The organism is Stenotrophomonas sp. SAU14A_NAIMI4_5, from assembly GCF_003086795.1.
Taxonomy (GTDB): Bacteria; Pseudomonadota; Gammaproteobacteria; order Xanthomonadales; family Xanthomonadaceae; genus Stenotrophomonas.
Genome location: NZ_CP026003.1, coordinates 140996 through 166604, shown reverse-complemented (window position 1 = coordinate 166604; position 25609 = coordinate 140996). Strand labels below are relative to the sequence as shown.

22 protein-coding genes are annotated in these 25609 nt (G+C 69.7%); 15 read left to right on the top strand and 7 right to left on the bottom strand.

The features are described 5' to 3' along the window. Positions 1-16 precede the first annotated feature (16 nt). Genes C1925_RS00675 through C1925_RS00640 form a run of 8 tightly spaced genes read left to right on the top strand, consistent with a single transcriptional unit; the run spans position 17 to position 10697 of the window. On the top strand, positions 17-1651 hold the full coding sequence (locus C1925_RS00675) for a TldD/PmbA family protein (RefSeq protein WP_108767251.1): 1635 nt from the start codon (positions 17-19) through the stop codon (positions 1649-1651). A 21-nt stretch (positions 1652-1672) separates the two neighbouring features. Beyond that, on the top strand, positions 1673-3007 hold the full coding sequence (locus C1925_RS00670) for a TldD/PmbA family protein (protein WP_108767250.1): 1335 nt from the start codon (positions 1673-1675) through the stop codon (positions 3005-3007). Then, a complete protein-coding gene (locus C1925_RS00665; protein WP_108767249.1) occupies positions 3007-3714 on the top strand; it encodes a DUF4159 domain-containing protein in 708 nt (235 codons plus the stop codon). Before C1925_RS00670 ends, C1925_RS00665 begins: the two co-directional genes overlap by 1 nt. A gap of 13 nt (positions 3715-3727) precedes the next feature. Beyond that, a complete protein-coding gene (locus tag C1925_RS00660) occupies positions 3728-4711 on the top strand; it encodes a MoxR family ATPase (RefSeq protein WP_108767248.1) in 984 nt (327 codons plus the stop codon). Positions 4712-4718: 7 nt separating this feature from the next. Continuing rightward, complete coding sequence (locus C1925_RS00655) at positions 4719-5615, top strand: DUF58 domain-containing protein (protein ID WP_108767247.1); 897 nt, start codon at positions 4719-4721, stop codon at positions 5613-5615. Continuing rightward, complete coding sequence (locus C1925_RS00650; RefSeq protein ID WP_108767246.1) at positions 5612-6730, top strand: BatA domain-containing protein; 1119 nt, start codon at positions 5612-5614, stop codon at positions 6728-6730. Before C1925_RS00655 ends, C1925_RS00650 begins: the two co-directional genes overlap by 4 nt. Next, positions 6727-8892 (top strand): hypothetical protein, encoded by a 2166-nt coding sequence (locus tag C1925_RS00645; protein WP_108767245.1) that lies wholly within the window; start codon positions 6727-6729, stop codon positions 8890-8892. Before C1925_RS00650 ends, C1925_RS00645 begins: the two co-directional genes overlap by 4 nt. Further along, the gene (locus C1925_RS00640) at positions 8889-10697 is read left to right on the top strand and encodes a hypothetical protein (RefSeq protein ID WP_108767244.1); all 1809 of its coding nucleotides are present in this window, start codon (positions 8889-8891) and stop codon (positions 10695-10697) included. The genes C1925_RS00645 and C1925_RS00640 overlap by 4 nt, the downstream gene beginning before the upstream one ends. A gap of 184 nt (positions 10698-10881) precedes the next feature. On the opposite strand, the gene C1925_RS00635 is transcribed toward C1925_RS00640, so the two are convergent. Beyond that, positions 10882-11550, bottom strand: coding sequence for a hypothetical protein (locus C1925_RS00635; protein WP_108770570.1), 669 nt, complete (start codon positions 11548-11550; stop codon positions 10882-10884). A 148-nt stretch (positions 11551-11698) separates the two neighbouring features. Here C1925_RS00635 and C1925_RS00630 point away from each other — a divergent pair, with 148 nt between their 5' ends. Then, the gene (locus C1925_RS00630) at positions 11699-13603 is read left to right on the top strand and encodes a hypothetical protein (protein WP_159097449.1); all 1905 of its coding nucleotides are present in this window, start codon (positions 11699-11701) and stop codon (positions 13601-13603) included. Between the two features lie 15 nt (positions 13604-13618). Here the strand turns inward: C1925_RS00630 and C1925_RS00625 are convergent, their stop codons facing one another. Continuing rightward, on the bottom strand, positions 13619-14131 hold the full coding sequence (locus C1925_RS00625; RefSeq protein ID WP_108767242.1) for a hypothetical protein: 513 nt from the start codon (positions 14129-14131) through the stop codon (positions 13619-13621). Positions 14132-14329: 198 nt separating this feature from the next. On the opposite strand from C1925_RS00625, the gene C1925_RS00620 reads away from it, so the two are divergent. From C1925_RS00620 to C1925_RS00610, 3 genes are all read left to right on the top strand, one after another. After that, positions 14330-16819, top strand: a complete 2490-nt coding sequence (locus C1925_RS00620; protein WP_108767241.1) for a DEAD/DEAH box helicase — start codon at positions 14330-14332, stop codon at positions 16817-16819. Continuing rightward, on the top strand, positions 16816-17838 hold the full coding sequence (locus tag C1925_RS00615) for a ribonuclease H-like domain-containing protein (RefSeq protein ID WP_108767240.1): 1023 nt from the start codon (positions 16816-16818) through the stop codon (positions 17836-17838). Before C1925_RS00620 ends, C1925_RS00615 begins: the two co-directional genes overlap by 4 nt. An 84-nt stretch (positions 17839-17922) precedes the next feature. Next, positions 17923-18246, top strand: coding sequence for an I78 family peptidase inhibitor (locus C1925_RS00610; RefSeq protein ID WP_108767239.1), 324 nt, complete (start codon positions 17923-17925; stop codon positions 18244-18246). A 67-nt stretch (positions 18247-18313) separates the two neighbouring features. On the opposite strand, the gene C1925_RS00605 is transcribed toward C1925_RS00610, so the two are convergent. After that, positions 18314-20239 (bottom strand): M56 family metallopeptidase, encoded by a 1926-nt coding sequence (locus C1925_RS00605; protein WP_108767238.1) that lies wholly within the window; start codon positions 20237-20239, stop codon positions 18314-18316. A 3-nt stretch (positions 20240-20242) separates the two neighbouring features. Further along, positions 20243-20629 carry a BlaI/MecI/CopY family transcriptional regulator gene (locus tag C1925_RS00600; RefSeq protein ID WP_108767237.1) on the bottom strand — a complete coding sequence of 129 codons (387 nt, stop codon included), beginning with the start codon at positions 20627-20629 and terminating at the stop codon, positions 20243-20245. Between the two features lie 163 nt (positions 20630-20792). Here C1925_RS00600 and C1925_RS00595 point away from each other — a divergent pair, with 163 nt between their 5' ends. Then, a complete protein-coding gene (locus tag C1925_RS00595) occupies positions 20793-21890 on the top strand; it encodes a serine hydrolase domain-containing protein (RefSeq protein ID WP_108767236.1) in 1098 nt (365 codons plus the stop codon). On the opposite strand, the gene C1925_RS00590 is transcribed toward C1925_RS00595, so the two are convergent. Both C1925_RS00590 and C1925_RS00585 read right to left on the bottom strand, forming a co-directional pair. Continuing rightward, positions 21863-22276, bottom strand: coding sequence for a hypothetical protein (locus C1925_RS00590; protein ID WP_108767235.1), 414 nt, complete (start codon positions 22274-22276; stop codon positions 21863-21865). The two genes, C1925_RS00595 and C1925_RS00590, sit on opposite strands and share 28 nt — an antisense overlap. 68 nt (positions 22277-22344) lie before the next feature. Further along, positions 22345-23451, bottom strand: a complete 1107-nt coding sequence (locus tag C1925_RS00585) for an SDR family oxidoreductase (RefSeq protein ID WP_108767234.1) — start codon at positions 23449-23451, stop codon at positions 22345-22347. 197 nt (positions 23452-23648) lie between these two features. Between C1925_RS00585 and C1925_RS00580 the strand changes: the two genes are divergently transcribed. After that, positions 23649-23993, top strand: coding sequence for a hypothetical protein (locus tag C1925_RS00580; protein WP_108767233.1), 345 nt, complete (start codon positions 23649-23651; stop codon positions 23991-23993). A 22-nt stretch (positions 23994-24015) separates the two neighbouring features. On the opposite strand, the gene C1925_RS00575 is transcribed toward C1925_RS00580, so the two are convergent. Then, positions 24016-25080, bottom strand: a complete 1065-nt coding sequence (locus C1925_RS00575) for a DNA topoisomerase IB (RefSeq protein WP_108767232.1) — start codon at positions 25078-25080, stop codon at positions 24016-24018. Positions 25081-25197: 117 nt separating this feature from the next. Here C1925_RS00575 and C1925_RS00570 point away from each other — a divergent pair, with 117 nt between their 5' ends. Beyond that, positions 25198-25587 carry an I78 family peptidase inhibitor gene (locus C1925_RS00570; RefSeq protein ID WP_108767231.1) on the top strand — a complete coding sequence of 130 codons (390 nt, stop codon included), beginning with the start codon at positions 25198-25200 and terminating at the stop codon, positions 25585-25587. Positions 25588-25609 lie beyond the last annotated feature (22 nt).

The following is a 25609-nucleotide window of genomic DNA, read 5'->3' as shown; positions in this document are numbered from 1 at the left end:
GACGTGGAGAGCTGCCTTGCAGAGACGTGACTTCCTCGCCCTGACCGGGCTTACCGCGGGCGGCCTGATCGTGCCGTCGTTCTTCGGCAAGGCGATCGCCGCCGAGCAGCTGCAGTCCAGCCTCGACCTGGGGCTGAAGAAGCGCCTGGCCGATGCCGCGCTGCAGGCCGCCCGCAGCGCCGGCGCCACCTACTGCGATGTGCGCATCGGCCGCTACCTGCGGCAGTTCGTGATCACCCGCGAAGACAAGGTGCAGAACGTGGTGAACACGGAGTCGACCGGCGTCGGCATCCGCGTGATAGTCAACGGCGCCTGGGGCTTCGCCGCCACCAATGCGCTGGGCACCGCCGACGTGGCCCGTGCCGCGCAGCAGGCCGCCGCCATCGCCAAGGCCAACGCCGGCGTGCAGACCGCACCGGTGCAGCTGGCCAAGGCACCGGGCGTGGGTGAAGTGAGCTGGCGCACGCCGATCCGCAAGAACGCCATGGACGTGCCGATCAAGGAAAAGGTCGACCTGCTGCTGGACGTCAACGCGGCCGCGCTGGGCGCCGGCGCCAGCTTCGTCAATTCGATGCTGTTCCTGGTCAACGAGCAGAAGTACTTCGCGTCCACCGATGGTTCCTACATCGATCAGGACGTGCACCGCATCTGGGCACCGATGACGATCACCGCCATCGACAAGGCCAGCGGCAAGTTCCGCACCCGCGAAGGCCTGTCCGCGCCGATGGGCCTGGGCTACGAGTACCTGGATGGCGCCGCCGCCGGCAAGGTGCTCACCCCCAATGGCGTGGTGAACTACGGCTCCTCCTACGACATGAAGGAAGACGCCATCGCTGCGGCCAAGCAGGCGCAGGAGAAGCTGAAGGCACCGTCGGTGAAGCCCGGCAAGTACGACCTGATCCTCGATCCGTCGCATACCTGGCTGACCATCCACGAGTCGATCGGCCACCCGCTCGAACTCGACCGCGTGCTCGGCTACGAAGCCAACTACGCCGGCACCAGCTTCGCCACCCTGGACAAGCGCGAGCAGCATTTCCAGTACGGCAGCGAGCACGTCAACATCTTTGCCGACAAGACCCAGCCGGGCAGCCTCGGCGCCGTGGCGTACGACGATGAAGGCGTGAAGTGCAAGCGCTGGGACCTGATCAGCAACGGCAAGCTGGTCGACTACCAGACCATCCGCGACCAGGCCCACATCCTCGGCAAGACCGAGTCCGATGGCTGCTGCTACGCCGATTCCTGGTCCAGCGTGCAGTTCCAGCGCATGGCCAACGTGTCGATGGCGCCGGGCAAGACCCCGCTCAGCGTCCCGGACATGATCAAGGACGTCGAGAACGGCATCTACATCATCGGCGACGGCTCGTTCTCCATCGACCAGCAGCGCTACAACGCGCAGTTCGGTGGCCAGCTGTTCTACGAGATCAAGAACGGCAAGATCACCCGCATGCTGGAAGACGTGGCCTACCAGATCCGCACGCCGGAGTTCTGGAACGCCTGCACCGCCGTGGCCGACGAGCGCGACTACCGCCTGGGCGGTTCGTTCTTCGACGGCAAGGGCCAGCCGGGCCAGGTCTCGGCGGTCTCGCACGGTTCGTCCACCGCGCGCTTCAACGGCATCAACGTCATCAACACCGCACGCAGCCTCGGCTGACCGGTCAGGAGCCCTTACACCATGAGTATCTTCACCGAAGCCCAGGCCAAGGCCATCCTCGACAAGGTCATCGCCCTGTCCAAGGCCGATGAGTGCACCGCCGTGCTGGCTGGTTCGATCAACGGCAACATCCGTTTCGCCCTGAACAACGTGTCCACCAGCGGCATCGTGGACAACACCGAACTGGCCGTCACCGTGGCGTTCGGCAAGCGCGTGGGCACCGCCTCGATCAACGAGTTCGACGATGCCGCGCTGGAACGCGTGGTCCGCCGCGCCGAGGACTTGGCCCGCCTGGCCCCGGAGAATCCGGAGTTCATGCCGGCCATCGGCAAGCAGACCTACCGCGCCAGCCCCACCTTCAGCGAATCCACCGCTGCCATCGATCCGGCGTTCCGCGCCAAGGTCGCCGCCGATTCCATCGCGCCGTGCCGTGGCAACGGCCTGATCGCCGCAGGCTTCCTGGAAGATGGCCAGGGCTTCTATGCCACCGCCAACAGCAACGGCAACTTCGGCTACCAGCGCAGCACCAGCTTCGATTACACCTGCACCGTGCGCACCGAAGACGGCCGCGGTTCGGGCTGGGTCGGCCGCAACCTGAAGGACGCGGCGGACTTCAAGGCCGACCAGGACATCCGCATCGCCATGCGCAAGGCCACCGAATCCTCGGAAGCCAAGGCGCTGGAACCGGGCAAGTACACGGTCATCCTGGAACCGGCTGCGGCCGCCGGCCTGATCAGCTTCATGATGAATTTCTTCAGCGCGCGCTCGGCCGATGAAGGCCGCAGCTTCCTGTCGAAGAAGGGCGGCGGCAACAAGCTGGGCGAGCAGGTCTACGACCCGCGCGTGAGCATGTACGCCGATCCGTGGCATGCCGATGCACCGGTGCTGCCGTGGGATGGCGAGGGCATGCCGCGCGAGCGCATGGCCATCATCGAGAACGGCAAGGTCGCCAACCTGGACTACTCGCGCTTCTGGGCACAGAAGCAGGGCAAGACCGCCAAGGCCACGCCGGGCAACCTGCTGATGAGCGGTGGCGACAAGAGCACCGCCGATCTGGTGCGCGGCACCCAGAAGGGCATCCTGGTCACCCGCACCTGGTACATCCGCATGGTCGACCCGCAGACCGTGCTGCTGACCGGCCTGACCCGCGATGGCACCTTCTACATCGAGAACGGCCAGATCAAGCACCCGGTGAAGAACTTCCGCTTCAACGAATCGCCGGTGATCATGCTCAACAACATCGAAGAACTGGGCAAGCCGGTGCGTGTGGCTGGTGATGAATCCAGCTACGTGATGATGATCCCGCCGATGAAGCTGCGCGATTTCACCTTCACCTCGCTGTCCGACGCGGTCTGATGGATCGGCGGGCCTGCCTGCGCTGGTTGGCCGCTGCCGCTTCGGCGGCGGCGCTGCCGGCCTTCGCGCAGGCAGGCCCGCGCAATTCGCGTTACGACTTCTGGTTCACCCGGCTGCAGTACGACTCCGGCGATTGGGACGTGGACGCGCGCATGCCGTCCAACCTGATCACCTCGCTGATCGACTACACCTCGCTGCGCGTCGACCCGCAGGAACACGTGGTGGCCCTGGCCGACCCACGCATGCTGGAAGCGCCTTTCTGCTACCTGGCCGGGCACACGCTGGTGGAGTTCAACGCCGCCGAGCGGCAGAACTTCGTGCGCTACGTGCGCAACGGCGGCTTCGTCTTCGTCGACGACTGCAACCATGACATCGACGGCCTGTTCGCCACCTCGTTCGAGGCGCAGATGGGTCGGCTGTTCGGGCCCAAGGCCCTGCAGAAGCTGCCCAACAGCCATGCGCTGTACCGCAGCTTCTTCCGCTTCCCCGACGGCCCGCCCGCCACCGGCTTCGAGCTCAACGGCTGGGGCGATGACCTGGTGCACGACTACCTGAAGGGCATCGAGGTCGATGGCCGCCTGGGCCTGCTCTACAGCAACAAGGATTACGGCTGCGAGTGGGACTACGACTGGCGCAACAAGCGCTTCCTGGCCGAAGACAACACCCGCTTCGGCGTCAACATCGTGATGTACGCGTTGAACAATTGAACGGACCACCGCCATGACCTCCCTCGATCTCGATTCCCTGCTGCCGCGCCTGGATGGGCTGCGCAGCGCCCTGGCCCGCGCCGTGGTCGGCCAGCACACGGTGGTCGAGCAGCTGCTGATCGGCCTGCTGGCCGGTGGCCACTGCCTGCTGGAAGGCGCGCCCGGCCTGGGCAAGACCCTGCTGGTGCGCTCGCTGGGGCAGGCACTGGAGCTGCAGTTCCGGCGCGTGCAGTTCACCCCCGACCTGATGCCCAGCGACATCCTCGGCACCGAGCTGCTGGAAGAAGACCACGGCACCGGCCATCGTCATTTCCGCTTCCAGCAGGGCCCGATCTTCACGAATCTGCTGCTGGCCGACGAGCTCAACCGCACCCCGCCCAAGACCCAGGCGGCGCTGCTGGAAGCGATGCAGGAGCGCACGGTCAGCCATGCGGGCACCACGCGGGAGCTGCCCGCGCCGTTCTTCGTGCTGGCCACGCAGAACCCGATCGAGCAGGCCGGCACCTACCCGCTGCCGGAAGCACAGCTGGACCGCTTCCTGCTGCACGTGCTGGTGGACTACCCCAGCGAAGACGAAGAGCGCCGCATCATCGAACAGACCACCGGCGGTGCCACCGAAGCGGTGCCGAAGGTGATGGACGCCGAGGCGGTGATCGCCCTGCAGGCCGCCGTGCGCCAGGTGCATGTCAGCCCCGATGTACTGGCCTGGATCACCCGCCTGGTACGCGCCAGCCGCCCCGGCGACGGCGCACCGGCCGCGATCAACCAGTGGGTGAAATGGGGCGCCGGCCCGCGTGCCGGGCAGTCGCTGGTGCTGGCCGCCAAGGCGCGTGCACTGCTGCAGGGCCGCTTCGCCGCCACCCGCGAGGATGTGCAGGCGCTGGCCGCGCCGGTGATGCGCCATCGCCTGCTGCTGTCCTTCGCTGCCGAAGCCGAACAGAAGCGCGCCGACGACGTGGTCGCGGCGCTGCTGCAGGCCGTGCCTTTCCCGGGTTGAAGCAGGCGTGAGCACCGGTACACCGCTGACCCTGCCACCGGAACTGCGTGCGCGCCTGCGCACGTTGCGCCTGCGGCCGCGCCTGGCCAGTGGCGCCAGCGGTATCGGCCAGCACGCCAGCCGCAGCCGCGGTGCCGGCCTGGAATTCGCCCAGTACCGCGCCTACGAACCCGGCGACGAACTGCGCCAGATCGACTGGAAGCTCTACGCGCGCTCGGACCGCTTCTTCGTGCGCGAATCCGAACGCGAAAGCCCGATCACCGTATGGCTGCTGCTCGATGCCACCGCCTCGGCCAGCCAGGCCGACCGCACCGCGCCGCAGCGTACGCGCCTGGACCACATGCGCGGGCTGGCCGCCTGCCTGGTCGAGCTCGCCCTGCAGCAGGGCGATCGTTTCGGCCTGCTGGCGATCAACGGCGATGGCCTGCAGCTGGTACCGGCCGGCAACGGCGCGCGCCAGCGTGACCGTGTGCACCTGCAGCTGCATGCGCTGCAGGCGAGCGGTGGCTGGCCAGCCGCCGACCGCCTGCGCCCGCTGTGGGAGCGCGTGCGTCCGGGCGATCTGCTGCTGGCCATCGGCGATGGCTTCGATGAAGCCGGCATCGTGCTGCTGGAACGCCTGGCCAGCGCACGTCGCGAGGTGATGCTGGTGCAGGTGCTGACCGCCGACGAGCGCGACTTCCCCTTCGATGCCGGCCATCGCTTCCGCGATCCGGAAACCGGCGAGGAGCTGCTGGGCGATGGCGCCGCGATCCGCGCCGACTACCTGCAGCGCTTCGCCGCCGCACACAGCGCGCTGCAGGCACGCCTGCAGGCCAGCGGCATCGCCAGCGCCACCGGATGGCTCGACCAGCCGCTGGACCAGCCGCTGCAGGCGCTGTTCGGCCGCGGGGGCGGCGCATGAACCTGCTGTTCCCGCTGGGCCTGGCCGCACTGGCCGCGTGGCTGCTGCCCCTGCTGATCCACCTGGCGCGGCGCCATCCGTACACGCCGCTGGACTTCGCCGCATTGCGCTGGCTGCGCGCACAGATCCGCCCGCGCCAGCGCATCCGCTTCGATGATTGGCCGCTGCTGCTGGTGCGCCTGCTGTTGCTGGCCGCACTGGCGCTGCTGCTGGCACGCCCGGCGCTGACCGGCAGCGCAGCACCGCCCAGCGCGTGGACCGTGGTCGCGCCCGGGCTGGATGCCCGCGCACTGCGCGGCACCGGCGAAGAGGGCAACCGGCATTGGCTGGCGCCCGGCTTCCCGTCCGTCGAGCAGCCCGCGCCCGCGACACCTGCACCGCTACCGAGCCTGCTGCGCGAACTCGACGCGCAGCTGCCCGCCGGCACCGCGCTGACCGTGCATGTGCCCGACCCGCTGCCCGGCCTCGATGGCGCACGCCTGCAGCTGTCGCGCAGCGTGCAGTGGCAGGCGCATGTCGTGCCCCTCGCCAGCGCACAGGCCACAGTGGCCCCGCCACGCCTGCGCGTGCATGCCGAGGCACCGGCCAGCGCGCGGCACTGGATCGGCGCCCTGCAGCGTGCGTGGAGCACCCAGCCCGCCGCCGCCGAGCTGCTTTCCGACACGCTCCCCGAACGCGGCGAAATCGCGGTGTGGGGCCGTACCGATGCACTGCCGGCTGCGTGGCAGGCGTGGCTGCGCGACGGCGGCAGCGTGATGACCGCGGCCAGACCTGATGCTGCCGCCACGGTGGTGCTGCGAAGTGCGGAAGGCGCACCGCTGCTGTGGCAGCAGCGCGTCGGCCAGGGCCGCCTGCTGTCGCTGCCCGGCGAATGGGACGCCGCCCACAACGGCGCACTGCGTGATGCCCGCTTGCCGCAGGCCCTGCTGCTGGCCCTGCAGCCGCCAGCACCACCGCGCGTGGGCGATGCGCGCGATCACGCGCCGCAGCAGGCAGTACTGCCTGCAACCGCTGCCGCACCACGCGAGCTGGCCCCGTGGCTGCTGCTGGCCATCGTGCTGCTGTTCGCGCTGGAACGCGGGATGGCCAGTCGCGCAGCGCGGAGGCCGGCATGAACGTATTGCAGCGCAGCTGGCAGCGCGCACGTCGCCGCCGCGCCAGCATCACTGTGCTGCTTGGCCTGCCGTGGACGCTGGCCGCCACCGCGCTGACCCTGCGCCTGGCCGGTTTCGATGCCGCCTGCGTGGTCGGCACGCTGGCCCTGCTGGCCTGCGCCGGCGTGGCCGTCGCGCGTGCTCGCCAGATGGACCGGCGCTGGCTGCAGCGCCGGCTCGATGGCAGCGGCCGCAGCGAAGACAGCGCCGACCTGCTGTTCGCCGATGTCGCCCGCCTCAACCCGTTGCAGCAGCGCCAGCGCGCGCATGTACTGGCCACGCTGGAACGCACGATGCCGGACCTGCGCCCGCGCTGGCCGCGTGCCGCACTGGCGCTGTGCTGGACCGGCGGCCTGGCCATCGCCCTGCTCGCGCTGGGCTGGCCACGCAGCGCAGACGTCTCCGCAGGCATCGGTGCTACGGCAACGGCGCCGACGGCCGCGGCCGGTCCGCTGCAGCTGCAGTCGACCCGCCTGCAGATCGATGCACCGGCGTACACCGGCCAGGCCACGCTCACCCAGAACGCACTGGACGCCAAGGTGGCCGCGGACAGCCGGCTGTCGTGGTCGCTGCGTTTTGACCGCACACCCAGCAAGGCGTGGCTGCAGTTCCACGACGGGCGCCGCGTGCCACTGCGTGAGCACGATGGCCAATGGCAGGCACAGGACGTAGCCCGTGCGCCGGTGCTGTACCGCGTGGTCAGCGAGCCCGCCCTGGCCAGCACCCGCCTGTACCGGCTGGATGTGGTGGCCGACCGCGCCCCCAGCGTGCGTGTGCTGGAACCGGCTGCCAGCCTGGTCCTGGGCACGCCGGGACAGCGGCAGTGGGCGCTGCGCTTCGAAGCCAGCGATGACTACGGCGTAGCCGCGCAGGCAAAGCTGTCGATCACCACCACCCAGGGCAGCGGCGAGAACATCACCTTCGTCCAGCGCAGCGTCACCCTCACCGGCAGCGGCGAACCCACCGCGCGGCGCTTCGCCCACACGCTCGATCTGGCGGCACTCGGCGCGCAGCCCGGCAACGATGTGATCGCCCAGCTGGAAGTACGCGACAACCACGCACCCAGCGCGCAGACCGGGCGCAGCAGCAGCGTGATCCTGCGCCTGCCCACCACCGAAGTCGCGCTCGGTGCCGAACTGGAAGGCCGCATCAAGAAGACGCTGCCGGCCTACTTCCGCAGCCAGCGGCAGATCATCATCGATGCCGAGGCGCTGATCCGCCAACGCCGCAGCCTGGCTGCCGATGATTTCATCAAGCGCAGCGATGCCATCGGCATCGACCAGCGCATCCTGCGCCTGCGCTACGGCCAGTTCCTCGGCGAGGAAAGCGAAGGCGCGCCGAAGGCACCGCCGACCAGCGACCTGCCCACCAGTGATGCACCCACGGCGGACGCGCACGATCACGACGATGACCACGGACATGCGCAGGCCGGTGCGCATGACGACCACGATCATGACCACGGCGGTACGGCCGGCAACGCCGACACGCCAGCGGTGTTCGGCAGCGCCACCGACGTGCTGTCCGAGTACGGCCACACCCACGACCACGCCGAGGCCGCCACCCTGCTCGACCCGCAGACCCGCGCCACGCTGAAAGCTGCGCTGGACCAGATGTGGTCGTCCGAAGGTGAGCTGCGCCAGGGCCGCCCGGAGCAGGCGCTGCCGTTTGCCTACAAGGCGCTGGCCTTCATCAAGCAGGTGCAGCAGGCCGAGCGCATCTACCTGGCCCGCGTCGGCCCGGAACTTCCGCCGATCGACGAGGGCCGACGGCTGGGCGGCGACCGCGCCGGACTGGCCAGCCGCGAACTGCCGCTGGCCGCACGCACGCCGCCGGACCCGGCCATCGTCGAAGCGTGGCAGCGGCTGGGCGATGGCGATGGCACGCCTGACCTGGACGCGTTGGCCACCTGGCAGCAGCGCAACGCCGCCTTCCTGCCCGACGCCCTCGACCTTGCCGCCGCCATTGAACAGCTGCGCATCGAACCGGACTGCAGCGACTGCCGCCAGCGCCTGCGCGCACAGCTGTGGCGCGCCCTGCAGCGTCCGTTGCCGCAGGTGATGCGGCGCACCGCGACCGATGCGATGGGCCAGCGTTATCTCGATGCGCTGGAGGTGCAGCCATGAATGCCACTGCATTGAACCTGTGGCTGGCCGTGGCCCTGGCGGTCATCGTCATCCTCGCCAGCATCCTGCAGCTGCGCGCCACCACCGCCCATCGCGGCCGGCGCGCGGCACGGCTGGCGCTGCAGGCCATCGCCGCCGTGCTGCTGTACTTCTGCCTGCTGCCGCCCAGCCAGCAGCGGCCTGCAGGCGGCCTGGTCGTGCTCACTGCGGACGCGGCCACGGCCGGCGCGTTGCCGGCCAGCGATGGCCCGCTGCTGCTGTTGCCGGAGGCGGCGGATGTGCCGGGCGGCCAGCGCGTAGCTGATCTGGCCACGGCGCTGCGCCAGCACCCGGCCTCCACGTTGACCCTGGTCGGCGCCGGCCTGGCCGCGCGTGATCGCGACGCCGTGCTGCCGGCGAACCTGCGCTGGCAGGCCTCGCCTGCGCCGCGTGGCTGGATCGCACTGCAGCCGCCGGCCGATGCCGCACCCGGTGCGCGCTTCGAGGTGCACGCGCAGGCACACGGTGCCACCGCTGGCCGCGCCGAACTGCTGGACCCGGCCGACACCGTGGTTGATCGCGTGGACGTGGCCGCCGATGGCCGCGTGCAGCTCAGCGGCATCGCCCGCGCGCCCGGCCGCAGCGTCTTCCATCTGCGCCTGCTCGATGCGCAGGCCCATGTGCTGGACAGCGTGCCGGTGCCGCAGCAGACGCTGGCGGCCGCACCGCTGCGCCTGCTGGTGCGTGCCAGCGCGCCCGGCCCGGAACTGAAGTACCTGCGTCGCTGGGCCACCGATGCCGGCCTGCGCGTGCAGGTGCAGGCCGACACCGGCGCCGGGCTCAGCGTGGGCGATGGCGCGGTGGCGCTGGATGCGGCCGCACTGGCGCGCAGCGACCTGCTGCTGCTGGACGAGCGCAGCCTGGCGGCATTGAGCGCGGGGCAACTGGCGGCGGTGCGCCAGGCACTGCGCGACGGCCTCGGCGTGCTGGTCCGCAGTGCGGGCGCGCCATCGGCCAGCGCGCGGCAACGCCTGCATGATCTCGGCCTGCCGGTGCAGGGCGATGGCAGCAGCCACGCCGTCGAACTGCCTGGCGATGGCGAAAGCGCGATGCTCGCCGCACGTCGGGGCCCGCTGGATTCGGCCACCCTGCCCACCACTGATGGCGAAGCGGCGGACCGCAGTTCGCACAGCGCCTCCCTGCCCTCACTGGAGGCGCTGGCGCTGCAGGTCAACGACGGCAGCGCCCTGCTGCACGACACCGCGGGCAAGACCGTCGGTGGCTGGCGCAGCGTCAGCAAGGGCCGCATCGGCCTGCTGCCGGTCACCGACAGCTGGCGCTGGGTGCTGGCCGGCCGCGATGATCGCCACGGCGAACTCTGGAGCGGTGTGGTCGCCACGCTGGCACGTGCGCAGCCCGGCACGGACGCGCTGTGGTCACCGCAGGCGCAGGCGTGGCTGGGCGAGCGCGTCGCGCTGTGTGGCGTGCGGGCGCCGCTGCAGGCCTTCGATGCGAAGGGCGCGGGCGTGCCGCTGGTGGTCGATGCGGCTACAACGTCACTGCAATGCGCCGGCTGGTGGCCGCGTGAGGCAGGCTGGCAGCGGCTGCAGCACGGCGACACGACCGTCTGGCGCTATGTGTTCGACGCGAAGGAGGCAGCGGCGCTGCATCGCCAGGCGATGATCAATGCGACGACGCAGGCGCTGGCAATGGGAGCGCCTGCAGGTACCGCAGCAATGCAGCCGGTGCCCGGCTCACGCTGGCCGTGGTGGCTGGCGTTCGTGCTGTGCACATCGCTGCTGTGGTGGCTGGAACGGCGCCGCTGAGCCACGGGGTCGGATCCCTTTCGCACGCATCGCAGACAGCATCCACGCATGGCGTGGATCTACTGCCCCGCGCGGATCAACGGGTTCAGCGCCCATCCCTCAACGCGCCCCGGTGCGCCGGTACCCCCGTCGAACACACGGGGTCGGATCCCTTTCGCATGCGAAAGGGCTCTGACCCCATCCCTCACCGCGCCCCGGTGCGCCGGTACACCCCGTCGAAGCGCACGTTCATGCCGCCGCACTCGCTGTTGTCCGACACCACCAGCACGTCGCCCAGCAACTTCGCGTGCACCGTGCAGCTGTCCTCGACGAAATCCACTTGGCTACCGCGCGGCGTGGCCTGCGCTTCCACCTGGCCCATGTTCGGCCCATACGGCCGCTGTTCCGGGGTGGGGTTGGCCGACGGCCAGTACGCATCACCTTCGACATGAAGCTGGCTGCCACGCACCGAGATACTCAGCCCGTTGTCGCCATCCTTCCAGTCACCGGCCCAGCCCTGCAGGGTCGGCGTCACCCGTGCCACCGGCTGCAGCTTGCTGCGGTCGACCCAACCGGCACTGCCCCCCACCTTGTTGGGGAAGAACGCGCAGCGGTACGGGCCCAGGTCACGTCCGGTCACCACCGTGTCACCGCTCACCACGTAGCTGCGCTGGCGGCAGGCGGGTTCGCCCTTGGCCGGGCAGCCGTCCATGTCACCGAGCAGGTACAGGCGCTGCGTACCCACCACCTTGGCCACGGCGAAATCCGATTGCGCGGAAGGAAACGCGCCGTTGCGGCACGAGCCGTCGTCGGCCAGGCCGCTGGCCAACGCGGACACGGGCAGGAGAAGGGCAAGCAGGAGGATTTTCGACACCACAGCAGCAACCAGGAGGGAGGACGACAGGATCGTACGCTCCTGCCTGTCATCGGCACCACACTCTGCAACAAATTGCATTTCGCTGCTTGTCGTTGCCGCGCAGACTATCCAGTCGCCTTCCAGCACCCGATCACCACCTGCGAACATGAAACTTGTTGGTGTGCTTCTCGCCCTGCTCGCCGCACTTCCCGTACTGCTTGATTACCTGACCCGCTGGGAAGCACGCCGCGCGTTCAAGTCACTCGCAGAACAAGCGCCGGTGCGTCTGCTCAGCGAGGACGAAGACGCCGCGCTGGAGCCGTTCCGCAGCGTACTGGAGCTGGGCCGCGATTGCGGCGTTCGCATTCTTGAGGGGCCCTGCATCGAGCACCGCCGATGGATGCGGGGAGGCGCCAGCTCAGCCTGGCGCAGCCTCGCCGGGGTCAAGGTGCTGCTGCCCTTCAACGCGCTGGAGCACCTCGGCACCCACAACCGTGCCGAAGTTGTGCTCGGTCGCCGCTTTGTGGTCATCGTCCGCATGCAGGGGTTCGATATCGCGACGGCCGGCACGCGAACCCTGCGCACGGCCGCGACACAGATCAGCCAACGCCACGAGACCGCGGATGAGCGGACACAGCGCCGGCGGCCGGCCATTCCATGGTGGCCCACCGCGCTGGCGCTGGCGGCCGGCATCTGCGGAGCACTGCCACAGCTGGGCCTGGGCCAATGGAGCTGGATGGCCGTGGCAGTGGGGCTGGTGCTGGCATCTACTGCGTTCGGGCTGTACCGGCGCAGGCACGTGGGAACGAAGGCACTGCAGCCCGTGGTGCGCGTGCGGGGTCGGCTCAGCGCGCTGCGGTTCGCAGATCCGCACGAGAGTACCTTCAGCCACACGGTGATGCTGCTGGGCAACGACCAGCGGCTGGTCATCGACCCGGCCTGGAGGGCGTCCGGGGCCATCACCCCGGGGCGCTGGCTGGAGGCCGAGGTCCGCCCGCACGACCAGCGCCTGTTGTCGTTGGGCCCGGGCTGGTCACTGAGTGCCGACGAAAGGCGGTTTCCACCGGTGCCGGTCGCCCGGCACCTGCTGATGTTCCTGGTGGCGGTGCTGTCACTGCTGCTGATGCTCTGGTCGGGTGACGGGCCACGCATCGAGGCAACGCGCGCGGCAGAGCTGCTCGGCCCCGCCAAGCTGCGGACGGACACGCAGCCCGGAACGCTGCTGGGGCATCCTCCCGCACCCGGCGATGGGGTGCACATCACGGTCGATGCCACCTGCGAACTGGTTACCCGGCGGCATGCCGGACAGGTGCTGGCGGTGCCCGACTGCAGCCGGCTTCGCTGGGGTGGCGCTCCGCTGCAGGTGCCCCCTCTGGCGGTTGCCGACTCCATCCTGCGCCTGGGTGCCGGGAATACCCTGCGCGTGCATTGGAAACCGGCCGACGGCATCTTCCCTGCTTACCAGCGGGTGTCGGGGCTGGATGCGCTGCGCCGCGAACTGGAGGCTGCCTGCACCGATGGTCTACGCGGCTGCGACGTTCTCCGCGCACAGCTTGCGGCGCTCTCCCCGGACGACAGCGCAGTACTTCCCCGCTGGACGATCATGAACCTCAAGGACGCCCTGGAAGAAGCCGCGCATGCACCTGTTCTCGCTGCGTGGGCTGCATCCACGCCCGCGCTTCTGGCCGCACAGAACGGTGGCGTCGTACTGGTCGATGCCGAGGCGAATCGGGAATCGGACACCGCAGCGTTCGCGTTTGGCGATGCCGGCGCCGCGTGGAAGACCCTGCGCGACGCAGCCACGAACGCGACGCGGATCGCCTGGTCCGGCACCGTGCAGTCCCGCAGCACGGATGGTCGGACGCTGTGGCTGGAGGTGGACCGCACACGTCCTGCCCATGGCGCCATCGCGGGGATGGCCTACTGCATATGGCTGTTCGGCGCGTCACTGCTGGCCCTGGTCCAGGGCATCGTCCTGGTCCGCGCCGTGCCCCGGGCACTCTCGCGGTCCGTCGCCTTCGCCGAGGAACTCAAGCAGCGCCCGGCACCGCGTGCCTCCTGGCCGGCATGATGCGCGGTGCCGCGCCTACTTCCCGACCGAGGGATCGCAGCCGTCCTGCTGCTCGCAGAACTGCAGCGCACGTCGCTGCTGTTCGGGAGTCAGCTCCGGCGGCGGCCGTGCGATGGCGGCCTGGATCTGGTCGGGGCCACCGGTGAGCTTGTTCAGACCGCGACCCGCCGCCAGTACGCCCTTCACCACGCCCATCATGATGTAGCCACCACCCATGCTCACCTGCTCGGGCGACGGCGGCTCGCTCCAGTCGCGGCTGAAGCGGTTGTCGCCGAACTTCACCGGGTTCTTGAAGCGGTACAGGTCCAGCGCCTCGTCCTCGGGCTTGATCGCGCGTACTTCACCCAACGTGGTGACATCGCCCTGCGGCGGCGCGGGCAAGGCCGGTGGCGCGGCGGCGTCGGCAGCCGGCGCCTCGCTCGCCGCAGGCGGTTCGATCACGGGGTCAGCCTGCTGCGCGTGCGCAGTGGCGGCCAGCATCATGCCGGCCAGAAGTGCTCCCTGCAGTTCCCGTCGTGCCACAGCCATCGCCCTGTCTGGTGCGTCCAGTCCCCGAGGATACGCATCACGGCTTCAGATTTCGTTGGCGGCAGTACCGGCGTTCAGCCGGCGATGGCTGTGCCGCCGCACTGAATGGTTCACTGCATCCCGGCACGCGGTCTCACACCCTGAGACCCATCTGTGGTGCCATGTGACCCCTCGCAAACCGTCCCGGCTCCCTCTTCCATGGCCTACGAACTCGCCAAGCGCACGGCCGACGCCGAGCAGAAGCTCGCCACCCGCGACGGCCTGCCCGCGCGCGATGGCGCCCTGCTCAGTGCGCGCCTGCAGCGCCGCTACCACGACCGCATCACCGGCAGCTTCGCCATTCCCGGCCGCGAGGGCCGCTACGCACCCATTCCCGATTCGGTGCCACCGGCCTTGGCCGCCGCCCTGAAGGCACGCGGCATCGAGCAGCTCTACAGCCACCAGGCCGAAGCGTGGGAGGCGAGCCAGCGCGGCGAGCACGTAGCCATCGTCACCCCCACCGCCAGCGGCAAGTCGCTGTGCTACACCCTGCCGGTGGTCAGCGCGGCCATGCAGGACAAGGCCAAGGCGCTGTATCTGTTCCCGACCAAGGCGCTGGCCCAGGACCAGGTGGCCGAGCTGCTCGAACTCAACCGCGCCGGCGATCTCGGCGTGAAGGCCTTCACCTTCGATGGCGACACGCCCGGCGATGCGCGCCAGGCCATCCGCCTGCACGGCGACATCGTGGTGTCCAACCCGGACATGCTGCACCAGGCTATCCTGCCCCACCACACCAAGTGGGCGCAGTTCTTCGAGAACCTGCGCTACATCGTCATCGACGAAGTACACACCTACCGCGGCGTGTTCGGCAGCCACGTCACCAACGTGCTGCGCCGGCTCAAGCGCATCTGCGCGTTCTACGGCGTGCAACCGCAGTTCATCCTGTGCTCGGCCACCATCGGCAACCCGCAGGCGCATGCCGAAGCACTGATCGAGGCGCCGGTCACCGCCATCACCGAATCCGGCGCGCCCAGCGGCCCCAAGCAGGTGCTGCTGTGGAACCCGCCGGTGATCAACCCGGACCTGGGCCTGCGTGCCTCGGCGCGATCGCAGAGCAACCGCATCGCCCGCATCGCGATCAAATCCGGGCTGAAGACCCTGGTATTCGCGCAGACGCGCCTGATGGTGGAAGTGCTGACCAAATACCTGAAGGACATCTTCGACCACGATCCGCGCAAGCCGCCGCGCATCCGCGCCTACCGCGGTGGCTACCTGCCCACCGAGCGCCGCGAGACCGAGCGTGCGATGCGCGCGGGCAACATCGACGGCATCGTCAGCACCTCGGCGCTGGAGCTGGGCGTGGATATCGGCAGCCTCGACGTGGTGATCCTCAACGGCTACCCCGGCAGCGTGGCCGCGACCTGGCAGCGCTTCGGCCGCGCCGGTCGCCGCCAGCAGCCCGCGCTGGGCGTGATGGTGGCCAGCTCGCAGCCGCTGGACCAGTACGTGGTGCGGCATCCGGATTTCTTCGCCGAGGCCTCGCCCGAGCACGCGCGCATCGCGCCGGACCAGCCGCTGATCCTGTTCGACCACATCCGCTGCGCGGCCTTCGAGCTGCCGTTCCGGGTCGGCGATGGCTTCGGCCCGATCGATCCGGAAGTTTTCCTGGAAGCGCTGGCGGAAACCGAGGTCATCCACCGCGAAGGCGAGCGCTGGGAATGGATCGCCGACAGCTACCCGGCCAACGCGGTCAGCCTGCGTGCGGTGGCCGATGGCAACTTCGTGGTGGTCGACCGCAGCGATGGCCGCCAGCAGATCATCGCCGAGGTCGACTATTCCGCGGCCGCGCTCACGCTGTACGAAGGTGCGATCCACATGGTGCAGTCGACCCCGTACCAGGTGGAAACGCTGGACTGGGAGGGCCGCAAGGCCTACGTCACGCGCACCCACGTGGATTACTACACCGACAGCATCGACTTCACCAAGCTCAAGGTGCTGGACCGTTTCGATGGCGGCGTGGCCGGCCGTGGCGATTCGCACCATGGCGAAGTGCACGTGGTGCGCCGCGTGGCCGGCTACAAGAAGATCCGCTACTACACGCACGAGAACATCGGCTACGGCCCGGTGAACCTGCCCGACCAGGAACTGCATACCACTGCGGTGTGGTGGCAGCTGCCGCAGGCGTTGCTGCTGCGCGCGTTCGCCAGCAAGCAGGATGCGCTGGATGGCTTCCTCGGCGCCGCCTACGCGCTGCACATCGTCGCCACCGTGGCGGTGATGGCCGATGCGCGCGACCTGCAGAAGTCGGTCGGCAACGGCGATGGTTCGTGGTTCGCGATCGCCGACCAGACCGGCCGTGGCCAGCTGCGCGGCGGCGAGGGTGATCCCGGCATCGTCGAGCTGCTGCAGGAGTTCGTGCCCACCGTCTATCTGTACGACAACTTCCCCGGTGGCGTCGGCCTCAGCGAGCCGCTGTGGCAGCGCCAGGCCGAACTGGTGCAGCGCGCGCGCGAACTGGTGCAGCGCTGCGACTGCAAGGCCGGCTGCCCGGCCTGCGTGGGCCCGGTGCTGGCTGCGCAGGAAGAGGATGACACCTCGCCGCGCGCACTGGCGCTGCGCGTGCTCGACCTGTTCGATGCCGAGGCCTGCCAGCATGTGCGCGACGTGGTGGTGACCACGCGCGACCCGATGGAGCTGCTGGCACCGTGAGCCTGAGCCTGGACAAGCTGCGCCTGCTGCGGAAGCAGGCCGGCGACCCGAAGGCGAACGCGCCGGCCGCGCCCGAGCCACCGCCGGCAGCACCGGCGCCGGTGGCCGCCAACGATGCGCGGCAGCCTGCGGCCGAGCGCTCGGTGTTTGCCTGGGTCGAACAGGAGATCCGCCACAAGCCGACCGGCGCCGCAGCACCTGCCACGGCGCCGCCCGCACTGCGGCGGCCGGAGGTAGGCGGCCTGCATCGCCTGCTCGGGCTGCGCACGCGCGGCACCGCCGCCCCGGTGCGGGCCAGCGCGCAGGACCGACAGCTGCCCGGCGAAGAAATCGCACCGGGCCTGTTCCTGATCGAATCACTGCAGCCGCAGGCGATTCCCGCGCAGCCGTTGTCGCTGGATTTCGCCCGCCGCGATGGCGAGCACGTGGCCGCGCGCGACCTGCTGTTCTTCGATACCGAAACCACCGGCCTGGCCGGTGGCACCGGCACCCGCGCCTTCATGATCGGCGCCGCCGACTGGCATGCCTGCCCGCAGCGCGGCGAAGGCCTGCGCATCCGCCAGCTGCTGATGTCCACCATGGCCGCCGAGGACGCGATGCTGGCCACCTTCGCCAGCTGGCTGCAGCCGTCCACCGTGTTCTGCAGCTACAACGGCTGCAGCTACGATGCGTCGCTGCTGAAGGCCCGCTACCGGCTGGCCCGACAGCGCGACCCGATCACCGCACTGGACCATGTGGACCTGCTGTACCCCACGCGCCGGCGTTATCGCGGCAGCTGGGAGAACTGCAAGCTCTCCACCATCGAACGCCAGCTGCTGCGCGTGGTGCGTGAGGATGACCTGCCCGGTTCGGAAGCGCCTGCGGCGTGGCTGCGTTACCTGCGCGGCGGCGATGCAGTGAACCTGCGCCGCGTGGCCGACCACAACCACCAGGACGTGGTGACCCTGGCCCTGCTGCTGCAGCGGCTGATCCGCGAGGAACAGCGCGAGCGTGAAACGCTGGCGCTGGTGCAGCCCTAGCCAGGCGCGGGTTCAGGCGGCGTTGACACCACTGACACGCGCGGCGGCGACACTGCCCGTTGTCCCTTCACCGGAGCCGTGCCCATGCGCCCTACGACCTTGTTGCTGCTGGCCAGCATCCTGCCGCTCGCGGCCTGCAGCCATGCCGGCACCAGCAGCACCGCCGACACAGCCCCCCTGCCGCCCAAGGGCGCCGAGGGCACGCATGAGTGCCGCCCCGAGGCGCTGGAAGCCTTCACCGGCAAGACCGCCGACGAGGCGACGATCAAGAAGCTGGTGGCCGACAGCGGCGCGCGCAACGCACGCGTGGTGAAGCCGGGCATGGCCGTGACCATGGATTTCCGCCAGGACCGCGTGACCGTGCACGTGGACGAGCAGAACCGGATCGAACGCGCCAGCTGCGGTTGATGTTGCCGGCCAGCGGCCGGCACTACCCCGTCTCCTGGTAGTGCCGGCCGCTGGCCGGCATGCTGTATCAGAGCTGCTGGGCCTTGCCGCTGGCCATGGCGCGGGCGATCACCTGCTTCGCCTGTGCCGAGGCCTGCGCCTGCAGCTGTGCCTGGCGTTCACCCAGTTCCGCCTGCTGGCTGCCCAGCGCGGCCTGGCGCAGGCCCAGCTGCGCCTGCTGGTTGGCCAGTTCGCTGATGTCGTGGCTGTGCGCGTCCTGCACCGCCTGCACTTCACGCATCGCAAGGCGGGCCTCGGCTGCGGCCTGGCGGGCAATCGCGGCGTCATCCACCGCACCACGCGCCGCTCTCGCGGCTTCCGCTGCGCCCTGGCGGTTGATGTCGCTCTCGCGCACCGCCCGGCTTGCCGCCTGCGTCGCCACACGGCTGATTTCGCGGGCGTGCACGGCCTGCTTGCGGCCCAGTTCACCCTGCTGGCGCCCCAGGACGCCCTGCTCGCGACCGAGCTGGCCCTGCTGGCGGCCCAGTTCGGCCGACTGCGCATAGACGCGCTGCAGCGGCTGGATCAAGGCCGGATCACGCACGGCATAGCGCTTGTTGCCTTCGCGGAACCACAGCACCGGGCCGTCGCGGCCGACATCGCGGCGGGCCTGCTGGATGTCATCGATCGTCGCACTGGCATAGCTGCGGCCATGGTCGATCAGCACGTGGCCACGTTCCAGGTCGTTGCCCAGGTGCAGCTCGCCCACCGTGGTGTAGCTGTCGTCATCCTCGGCCGGCGGTGCCGGAGGCGCGGGCGGCGCAGGCGGAACCGCGGGGACAGACGGCGCGGCGGGCGGTGCCGGCGGCTTGGGCATCACCAGGTGCACCCCCTTGGCCGGCACGGCGGGCACGGCCGGCGGTGCGGGCGGTGCAGGGACCACCTTCGGCGGTGCGGGCGGCGCCGGCGGTGCCGGGGCGGCCACCAGGCGCATCGGCGCCACGCCCACCGCAACCACCAGGGCGGTCAGGCCGATGGCGAGGATGCGCGGACAGGCGCGACGCGGCTGCAGGCTCAACAGGCGGCGCTTCAGGCTGGTGGTGCTCGGCGCGGCACTGGCCACGCCCAGGTGCGGCTGCGGCGCCACGCCCAGCTGCAGCAGCAGGCGGCCGTAGGCGTGGCGGCTGGCACCGTGCTGGCCGACCACTGCTGCATCCACCGCTTCCTCGCGGGTCTGGGCGTATTCGCGCACGGCCAGGCGCAGCAGCGGATGGAAGAAGAACAGATGCTGGGCCAGCGCGGGCAGCAGGCCCCACTGCAGGTCACGCCGCTGCATGTGCTGCAGCTCGTGGGTCAGTGCCAGATCCAGTGCATCGCCCTGCAGGGCATTGGCACCGGCCGGCAGCAGCAGCACCGGGCGCAGCGGGCCGACCAGCTGCGGCGCGTCCACCTGTTCGCTCATCCACAGGCGCGGTGCGCGGCGCAGGCCGTGGGCATCGGCAGCCAGCTGCAGCGCCTGCACCAGGGCCGCGTCTTCGCAGGGGTGCGAGGCGGCCAGCAGCGCACGGCACTGGCGCCACTCACCGAAGGTGCGCCACGCCATCAGCAGCACGCCGGACAGCCACAGCGCGGCCAGCGCCATCGCCCACCAGGCCATCGGCGATACGCCGCTGCCGATCGACGCGGCGATGTCGTGGGCCTGGTCGATCGGCGCGGTGGCCAGCAGGTTCGCCGAGAGTTCCGGCGCCATGGGATGGATCGCATCGGCGGCCAGGTCGGTGGCGCTCATTGCCACCGCCTGCGGCGCCGGCAGCCAGGCCAGCTGCAGCGGCTGGCTCCAGAACAGGCCCAGCACCGCCTGCAGCGACACCAGCCACCACAGGCGGCAGCGGGTGCTGGCCGACAGCGAGGGCAAGGCGCGGCAGAGGCCGTACACCAGGGCCACCAGTAGCACGGTCTGCAGGCTGGTCCAGCCCAGGCGCTCCAACATCGGAATCAGCATCGTAGTGTCCATGGCTCAGCCCTCGTGGCGACGCGATTGGAGTTGGGCGACCAGTGCTTCCAGTTCGGCCAGCTCGTTGTCACTGACTTCCTGGCGCTGCGACAGGTAGGCCACGAACGGCGACACCGAGCCCTGCAGGGTGTTGTCGACGAACTGGGCCACGGCGCCCTGCAGCACGCTCTCCGGGCCACGGGTAGCCTGGTAGCGGTAGACGCCCTCCTGCTGCTTGCGCTGAAGATACCCCTTGGCGCGCAGCCGCTCCATCATCGTCAGCACGGTGGAACGGGCCAGCCCGCGGGCCTCGCCGTAGCCACTGGCGACCTCGCCGACACTGGCCGGCGCATGTTCATCGATGTACTGCAGCAGGGCCAGTTCCTGGTCCCCGATGGTCTTGCCACGCATGACACCACTCCCTTGACTACACGTGTCGTCACTGTCTGCGTGACGACAGCTGTAGTCAACCCCCCGGAAGTCATGGGCCGACGAACGGTAGGGCGTGGGTGAAGGGCTTAAACCATTTCCCCGCCCCACGCATCCGATCCCCGACAAGCCATCGGGAATGCCCATGTTCCGCCCAACGCTGCCCATCCTGCTCCTACTCGTTGCTGCCCTGCCTGTGGCAGCCGCTTCGCCCGGCCCTGATGCCGCCAACGAGCAGGCACGCCGCCTGATCCGCCAGACCATGCAGGACGCGCGCATCCCCGGCCTGCAGGTGGCGGTGGTCAAGGACGGCCAGGTGGTGCTGTCCGAAGCCTTCGGCCTGGCCAACGTTGAGAACGGCGTCGCCGCCACGCGCAGCACGCGCTTCCCGCTGAACTCGGCCACCAAGGCCTTTACCGGCGTGGCGGCCGCGCAGCTGGCGCAGCAGGGCAAGCTGGATCTGGAAGCGCCGCTGGCGCGCTATCTCGATGCGCTGCCGGCAGCATGGCAGAACGTTCGCGTGCGCCAGCTGCTCGCGCACACCTCGGGCCTGCCGGACATCCTCGATGAGCGCGGGTTGCTGGGCGGTGGCACCGAGGCGCAGGCTTGGCAGGCCGTGACCGCGCGGCCGATGGATGCCGCACCCGGCCAGCGCTTCGCCTACAACCAGACCAACTACCTGTTGCTGGCGCGGGTCATTGCGCGGCAGTCGGGCATGCCGTACGAACGCTTCCTCGCCAGCAGCCAGTTCGGCAAGGTCGGCATGGCCCGCACCACCTTTGGCGACAGCTACGACCTGATATCCGATGCGGCGACGATGTACAGCCTGGCGCCACGTTCGACCGAAGCGGCCGACACGCCGCCGCGACTGTCGCACTGGTTCTACGACGTGCCGAACAGCCTGTGGGCCGGCGGCGGCATCCTGACCACCGCCGATGACACTGCCCGCTGGCTGGCCGCGCTGGCCGACGGCCGCCTGCTGGGCGAACCCGCGCGCACGCGCATGTGGACGGCCGAGCCGCTCGCCGACGGCCGGGCCGGCCCTTGGGCCGCCGGCTGGCCGGTGCTGCGGGCGGGGCCGGACCGTCAGGTTGCCGGCATCGGTGGCGCGCGATCGGCTTTCATCGTTTACCCCGACCGCGGCGTGGCGGTGGTGGTGCTGACCAACCTGGTCGGTGCCAACCCGCAGCGGTTCATTCCGCGTATCGCCGATCTCTATGCACCTGCTGCTACAGCGCCCTGAACACCGGCAAGCACGCGCGCCCGGTCGGCCACCCCAGCCACATGCAGCACCAATGTGTGCGGCAGCTCCAGCATAGGGTGCTGGGCAATGGCGCAGAACGCGAATACTTCCGCCAGAGTGTCGCGCTCATGCCAGGTGGTCATCACAACGTCGGCGCCCTCGCCCTCCAGCGATGCCATGTCCACCGCATCATCCCAACCGCTGCACTCGATGCCCCAGGCCATCATGTAGCGGCAACCGCTGCGCACCAGCCAGTCGCTCACCCGTGCCTGCCACTCGGCCTCCACGGCGATTTCGACAGCAACAATGGCGCGGTAAGGGGAGCGGGTCCGTTCGGGCGGTATGGCGTCCGGCGGCAGCCACAGGTATTCAACGGTGCCGTCCATGCCCACCCCATCCTCTGTTCGCGTGCGCCGAGGATAGCTGCCGGCCAGCGGCCGGCACTACCACCCCGTCAACCGTGCGGCCCGCCCATCACCGGCAGGATGGCCCCGCTGATGTAACTGGCACAGGCCGGCGAAGCCAGGAACACGTAGGCCGGCGACAGCTCTTCCGGCTGCGCGGCGCGACCCATGTCACTGTTCTTGCCGAACTCGGCCACGTCCTCCGCCTGCTTGTCTGCCGGGTTCAGCGGCGTCCACACCGGGCCCGGCGCCACGCAGTTGACACGGATGCCACGCGGCAGCAGCTGACTGGCCAGCGCCTTGGTGAAGGCATGGATGGCGCCCTTGGTCGCCGAGTAATCGATCAGTGCCTTGCTGCCAAACAGACCGGTTTCCGAGCCGGTGTTGATGATGCTGGCGCCCTCGCCCAGATGCGGCAGCACCGCCCGCGCCATCTGGATGTAGCCGCCGATGTTGGTCTGCAGGGTCTCCTGCAGGTGCGCGTCTTCCAGGTCTTCCAGGCGCTCGCAATGCAGCTGGAACGCCGCGTTGTTGACCAGGATGTCGATGCCGCCGAAAGCCTTGGCCACCTGCTTCACTGCCCGGTCGCAGAAGCGCGGGTCGCGCACGTCACCGGCGATCACCACGCAACGGCCGCCTTCGCGTTCCACGTGCTGGCGGGTGATGTCCGCGTCCTCCGCTTCATCCAGATGCAGCACGGCGACATCGGCGCCTTCGCGGGCGAACAGCACGGCCACCGCGCGCCCGATGCCGGAATCACCGCCGGTAATGATCGCGCGCATGCCCTGCAGCTTGCCGCTGCCGACGTAGTCCGGGGCGAGGAAGCGCGGCGCAAGTTCAAGTGCATGTTCGTGGCCGGGCTTGGCCAGGTGCTGCGCCGGCATCGTTTCGGGCTGCCGGCGTGCGCCGGCCTGGGTGGCGGCCTTTTTCGTTGCCTTTTTGGTTGCGCGTGCGTCCTTGGCCCTCTCCTGGTCCTGCAGGCGCCGCTGGCGCGATGCCACGCGTGCCGCGCGCGGGTCGCTCGCGGCAGCCTTGCGGGTGGCGGTCTTCACCACGCGCGGGCGGTCGGTTTCGACGGGGGTCTTCGTCGCGGTGCTGCCTTTGCGCACCTTGGGCGATGCCTTGCGGCGGGCGGGGGTCTTCTTGGTGGTGGCCATGCAGGTCTCCTCGGGAGGGGAATGGGGTTGCCGGCCTGCGGCCGGCACTACCGGGGGGCGGCGTGCGCCGCTCGTGCAGTCTCTCCATCTCGCCTGTCAGCGGCAGTGAGCGCGCCGTGTCCATCACGTGCACGGCATTCATTCCGCCACCACGCGTGTCGTCGCACTCTTCAAGCCACGACACGAGGAATGCCCAGATGAAACATGCGATTGCCACCGCCGCCGTCTGCTTCGCCCTTGCTGCCTGCAGCAGCAGTCCGGTTGCCCAGATCCAGCCGATCGATGGCGTGATTTCCGGCCAGTGCCACACCAACATGGTGCGCGGCGCGGTTGGCTTGGCTGCCTCGGCAGTCACCATCGAACGCGCCCGCGTGGACAGCGACAGCCTGCATGTGCAGGTTCTGCGCGGCAACCGCGAGCGCAGCGGTAACACCGCCAGCGGCAATGCCGATCCGGCGGCGGGTGCGGCGCAGGAAGGCGGTGACCGCCTGACGATTGAAACCGGCCGCACCAACAATATCACCGCGATCTACTGCGGGTAACAGCCGTCGAGCACGCTCGACGCTACGCGGCCGTTGCCCCGCTGCGCTTGGCCAGCCGCCGCGCCCGGCGCAGCACTTTCAACGTCGCCTGCTCCCACTGCCGCGGTCCGCGCAGGCCTGCCAGCGCGGTAAGTTCGCCACGCTCCCAGCCGGCAAACACGCACGGGTCGATATAGGCCTTGCGGCAGACCGCCGGGGTATTGCCCAGCCGTGCGGCCACCTGGCACACCACCTCGCGCTGCGCCTTGGCCAGCGCTCGCTGGCTGGACGGCTCCGGCAACTCGGTGGCGGCGAAGGTCTGCACCGCCGCCAGGGTGCCGCCCCAGGTGCGGAAATCCTTGGCGGTGAAGTCCTCGCCCATCACCTCGCGCAGGTAATCGTTGACCGCACCGGAATCGACCGGCTGCACGACACCGTCGTCGTCGCGGTACTGGAACAGCGCCTGCCCCGGTAGCTGCTGCACGCCGCGCACCAGGGTGCCAAGCCGGCGGTCGCCCACGGTTACCTCATGCAGCTGCCCGGATTTGCCACGGAAGCGCATGCGCACGCGGCCCCCGCGCAGCAGGTCGAGGTGACGGTTGCGCAGCGTGGTCAGGCCATAGGACTTGTTTTCCTTGGCATAGGTCTCATTGCCCACCCGCACCAGGGTGTCGGCCAGCAGCGCGACCACCACCGCCAGCACCTTCTCGCGCGGGTAACCACGCTGCTTGAGGTCGCGGCTGAGCCTGCGGCGCAGGGCAGGCAGCGCTTCTCCGAAGGCGATGGTGCGGTCGAATTTGCCCGAATCACGCATTGCCGCCCACTCGGCGTGATAGCGGTACTGCTTGCGCCCTCGCGCATCGCGGCCGGTGGCCTGCAGGTGGCCGTTGGCGTGCGCGCAGATCCATACGGCGTTGTAGGCCGGCGGGATGGCCAGCGCGCGGATGCGCTGGAGGGTGGAGGCATCGCGCACCGCATGGCCATCAGCATCGCGGTAGGCAAAACCCTTGCCTGCGCGGCGTCGGCTGATGCCGGGCTGGGTGTCATCGACATAACGCAGGCCCGCCGCGCGTGCGGCCTGTTGTTCGGGGGTGGGGGTCGTGGGCATGGCTGGCAGCATGGACAGCGCCGTGCAGCCGACGCGTCAATAACGCAAGACAAACACGTGAGGATGGGTTCGCGGCTATGCTCGGGTCTTCACGGTCCCTTCTCTTCCGGAGTCATGATGTCGTTCCAGATCCGCGCCCGTTCGCTCTCCGCCCTGCTGCTGCCGGCCGTGCTGGCGTTGTCCGCCTGCCAGGCCCCAGCGCTGGACGAGCAGGATTCGGCCACCGCCCACGCCCAGCAGGCCGCCGAAGCCGCCAAGGCGCCGGCCGATGAAGCCGGCAAGGCCACCGAAGCACCGCCGGCCGGCACCTGCGATGCCAGCCAAGTGCAGAGTCTGGTCGGCCAGGCCTACACCGATGCGCTGGGCAAGCAGGCCCAGGAAGATGCCGCCGCCAGCCAGGTGCGCGTGCTCAAGCCCAATGATGTGGCCACGATGGAGTTCCTGGGCGATCGCCTGAACATCGAGGTGGACGCAAAGGGCCTGGTCAGCGGCGCCCGCTGCGGCTGAGTGAAAGCCAACGCCGGCAAGG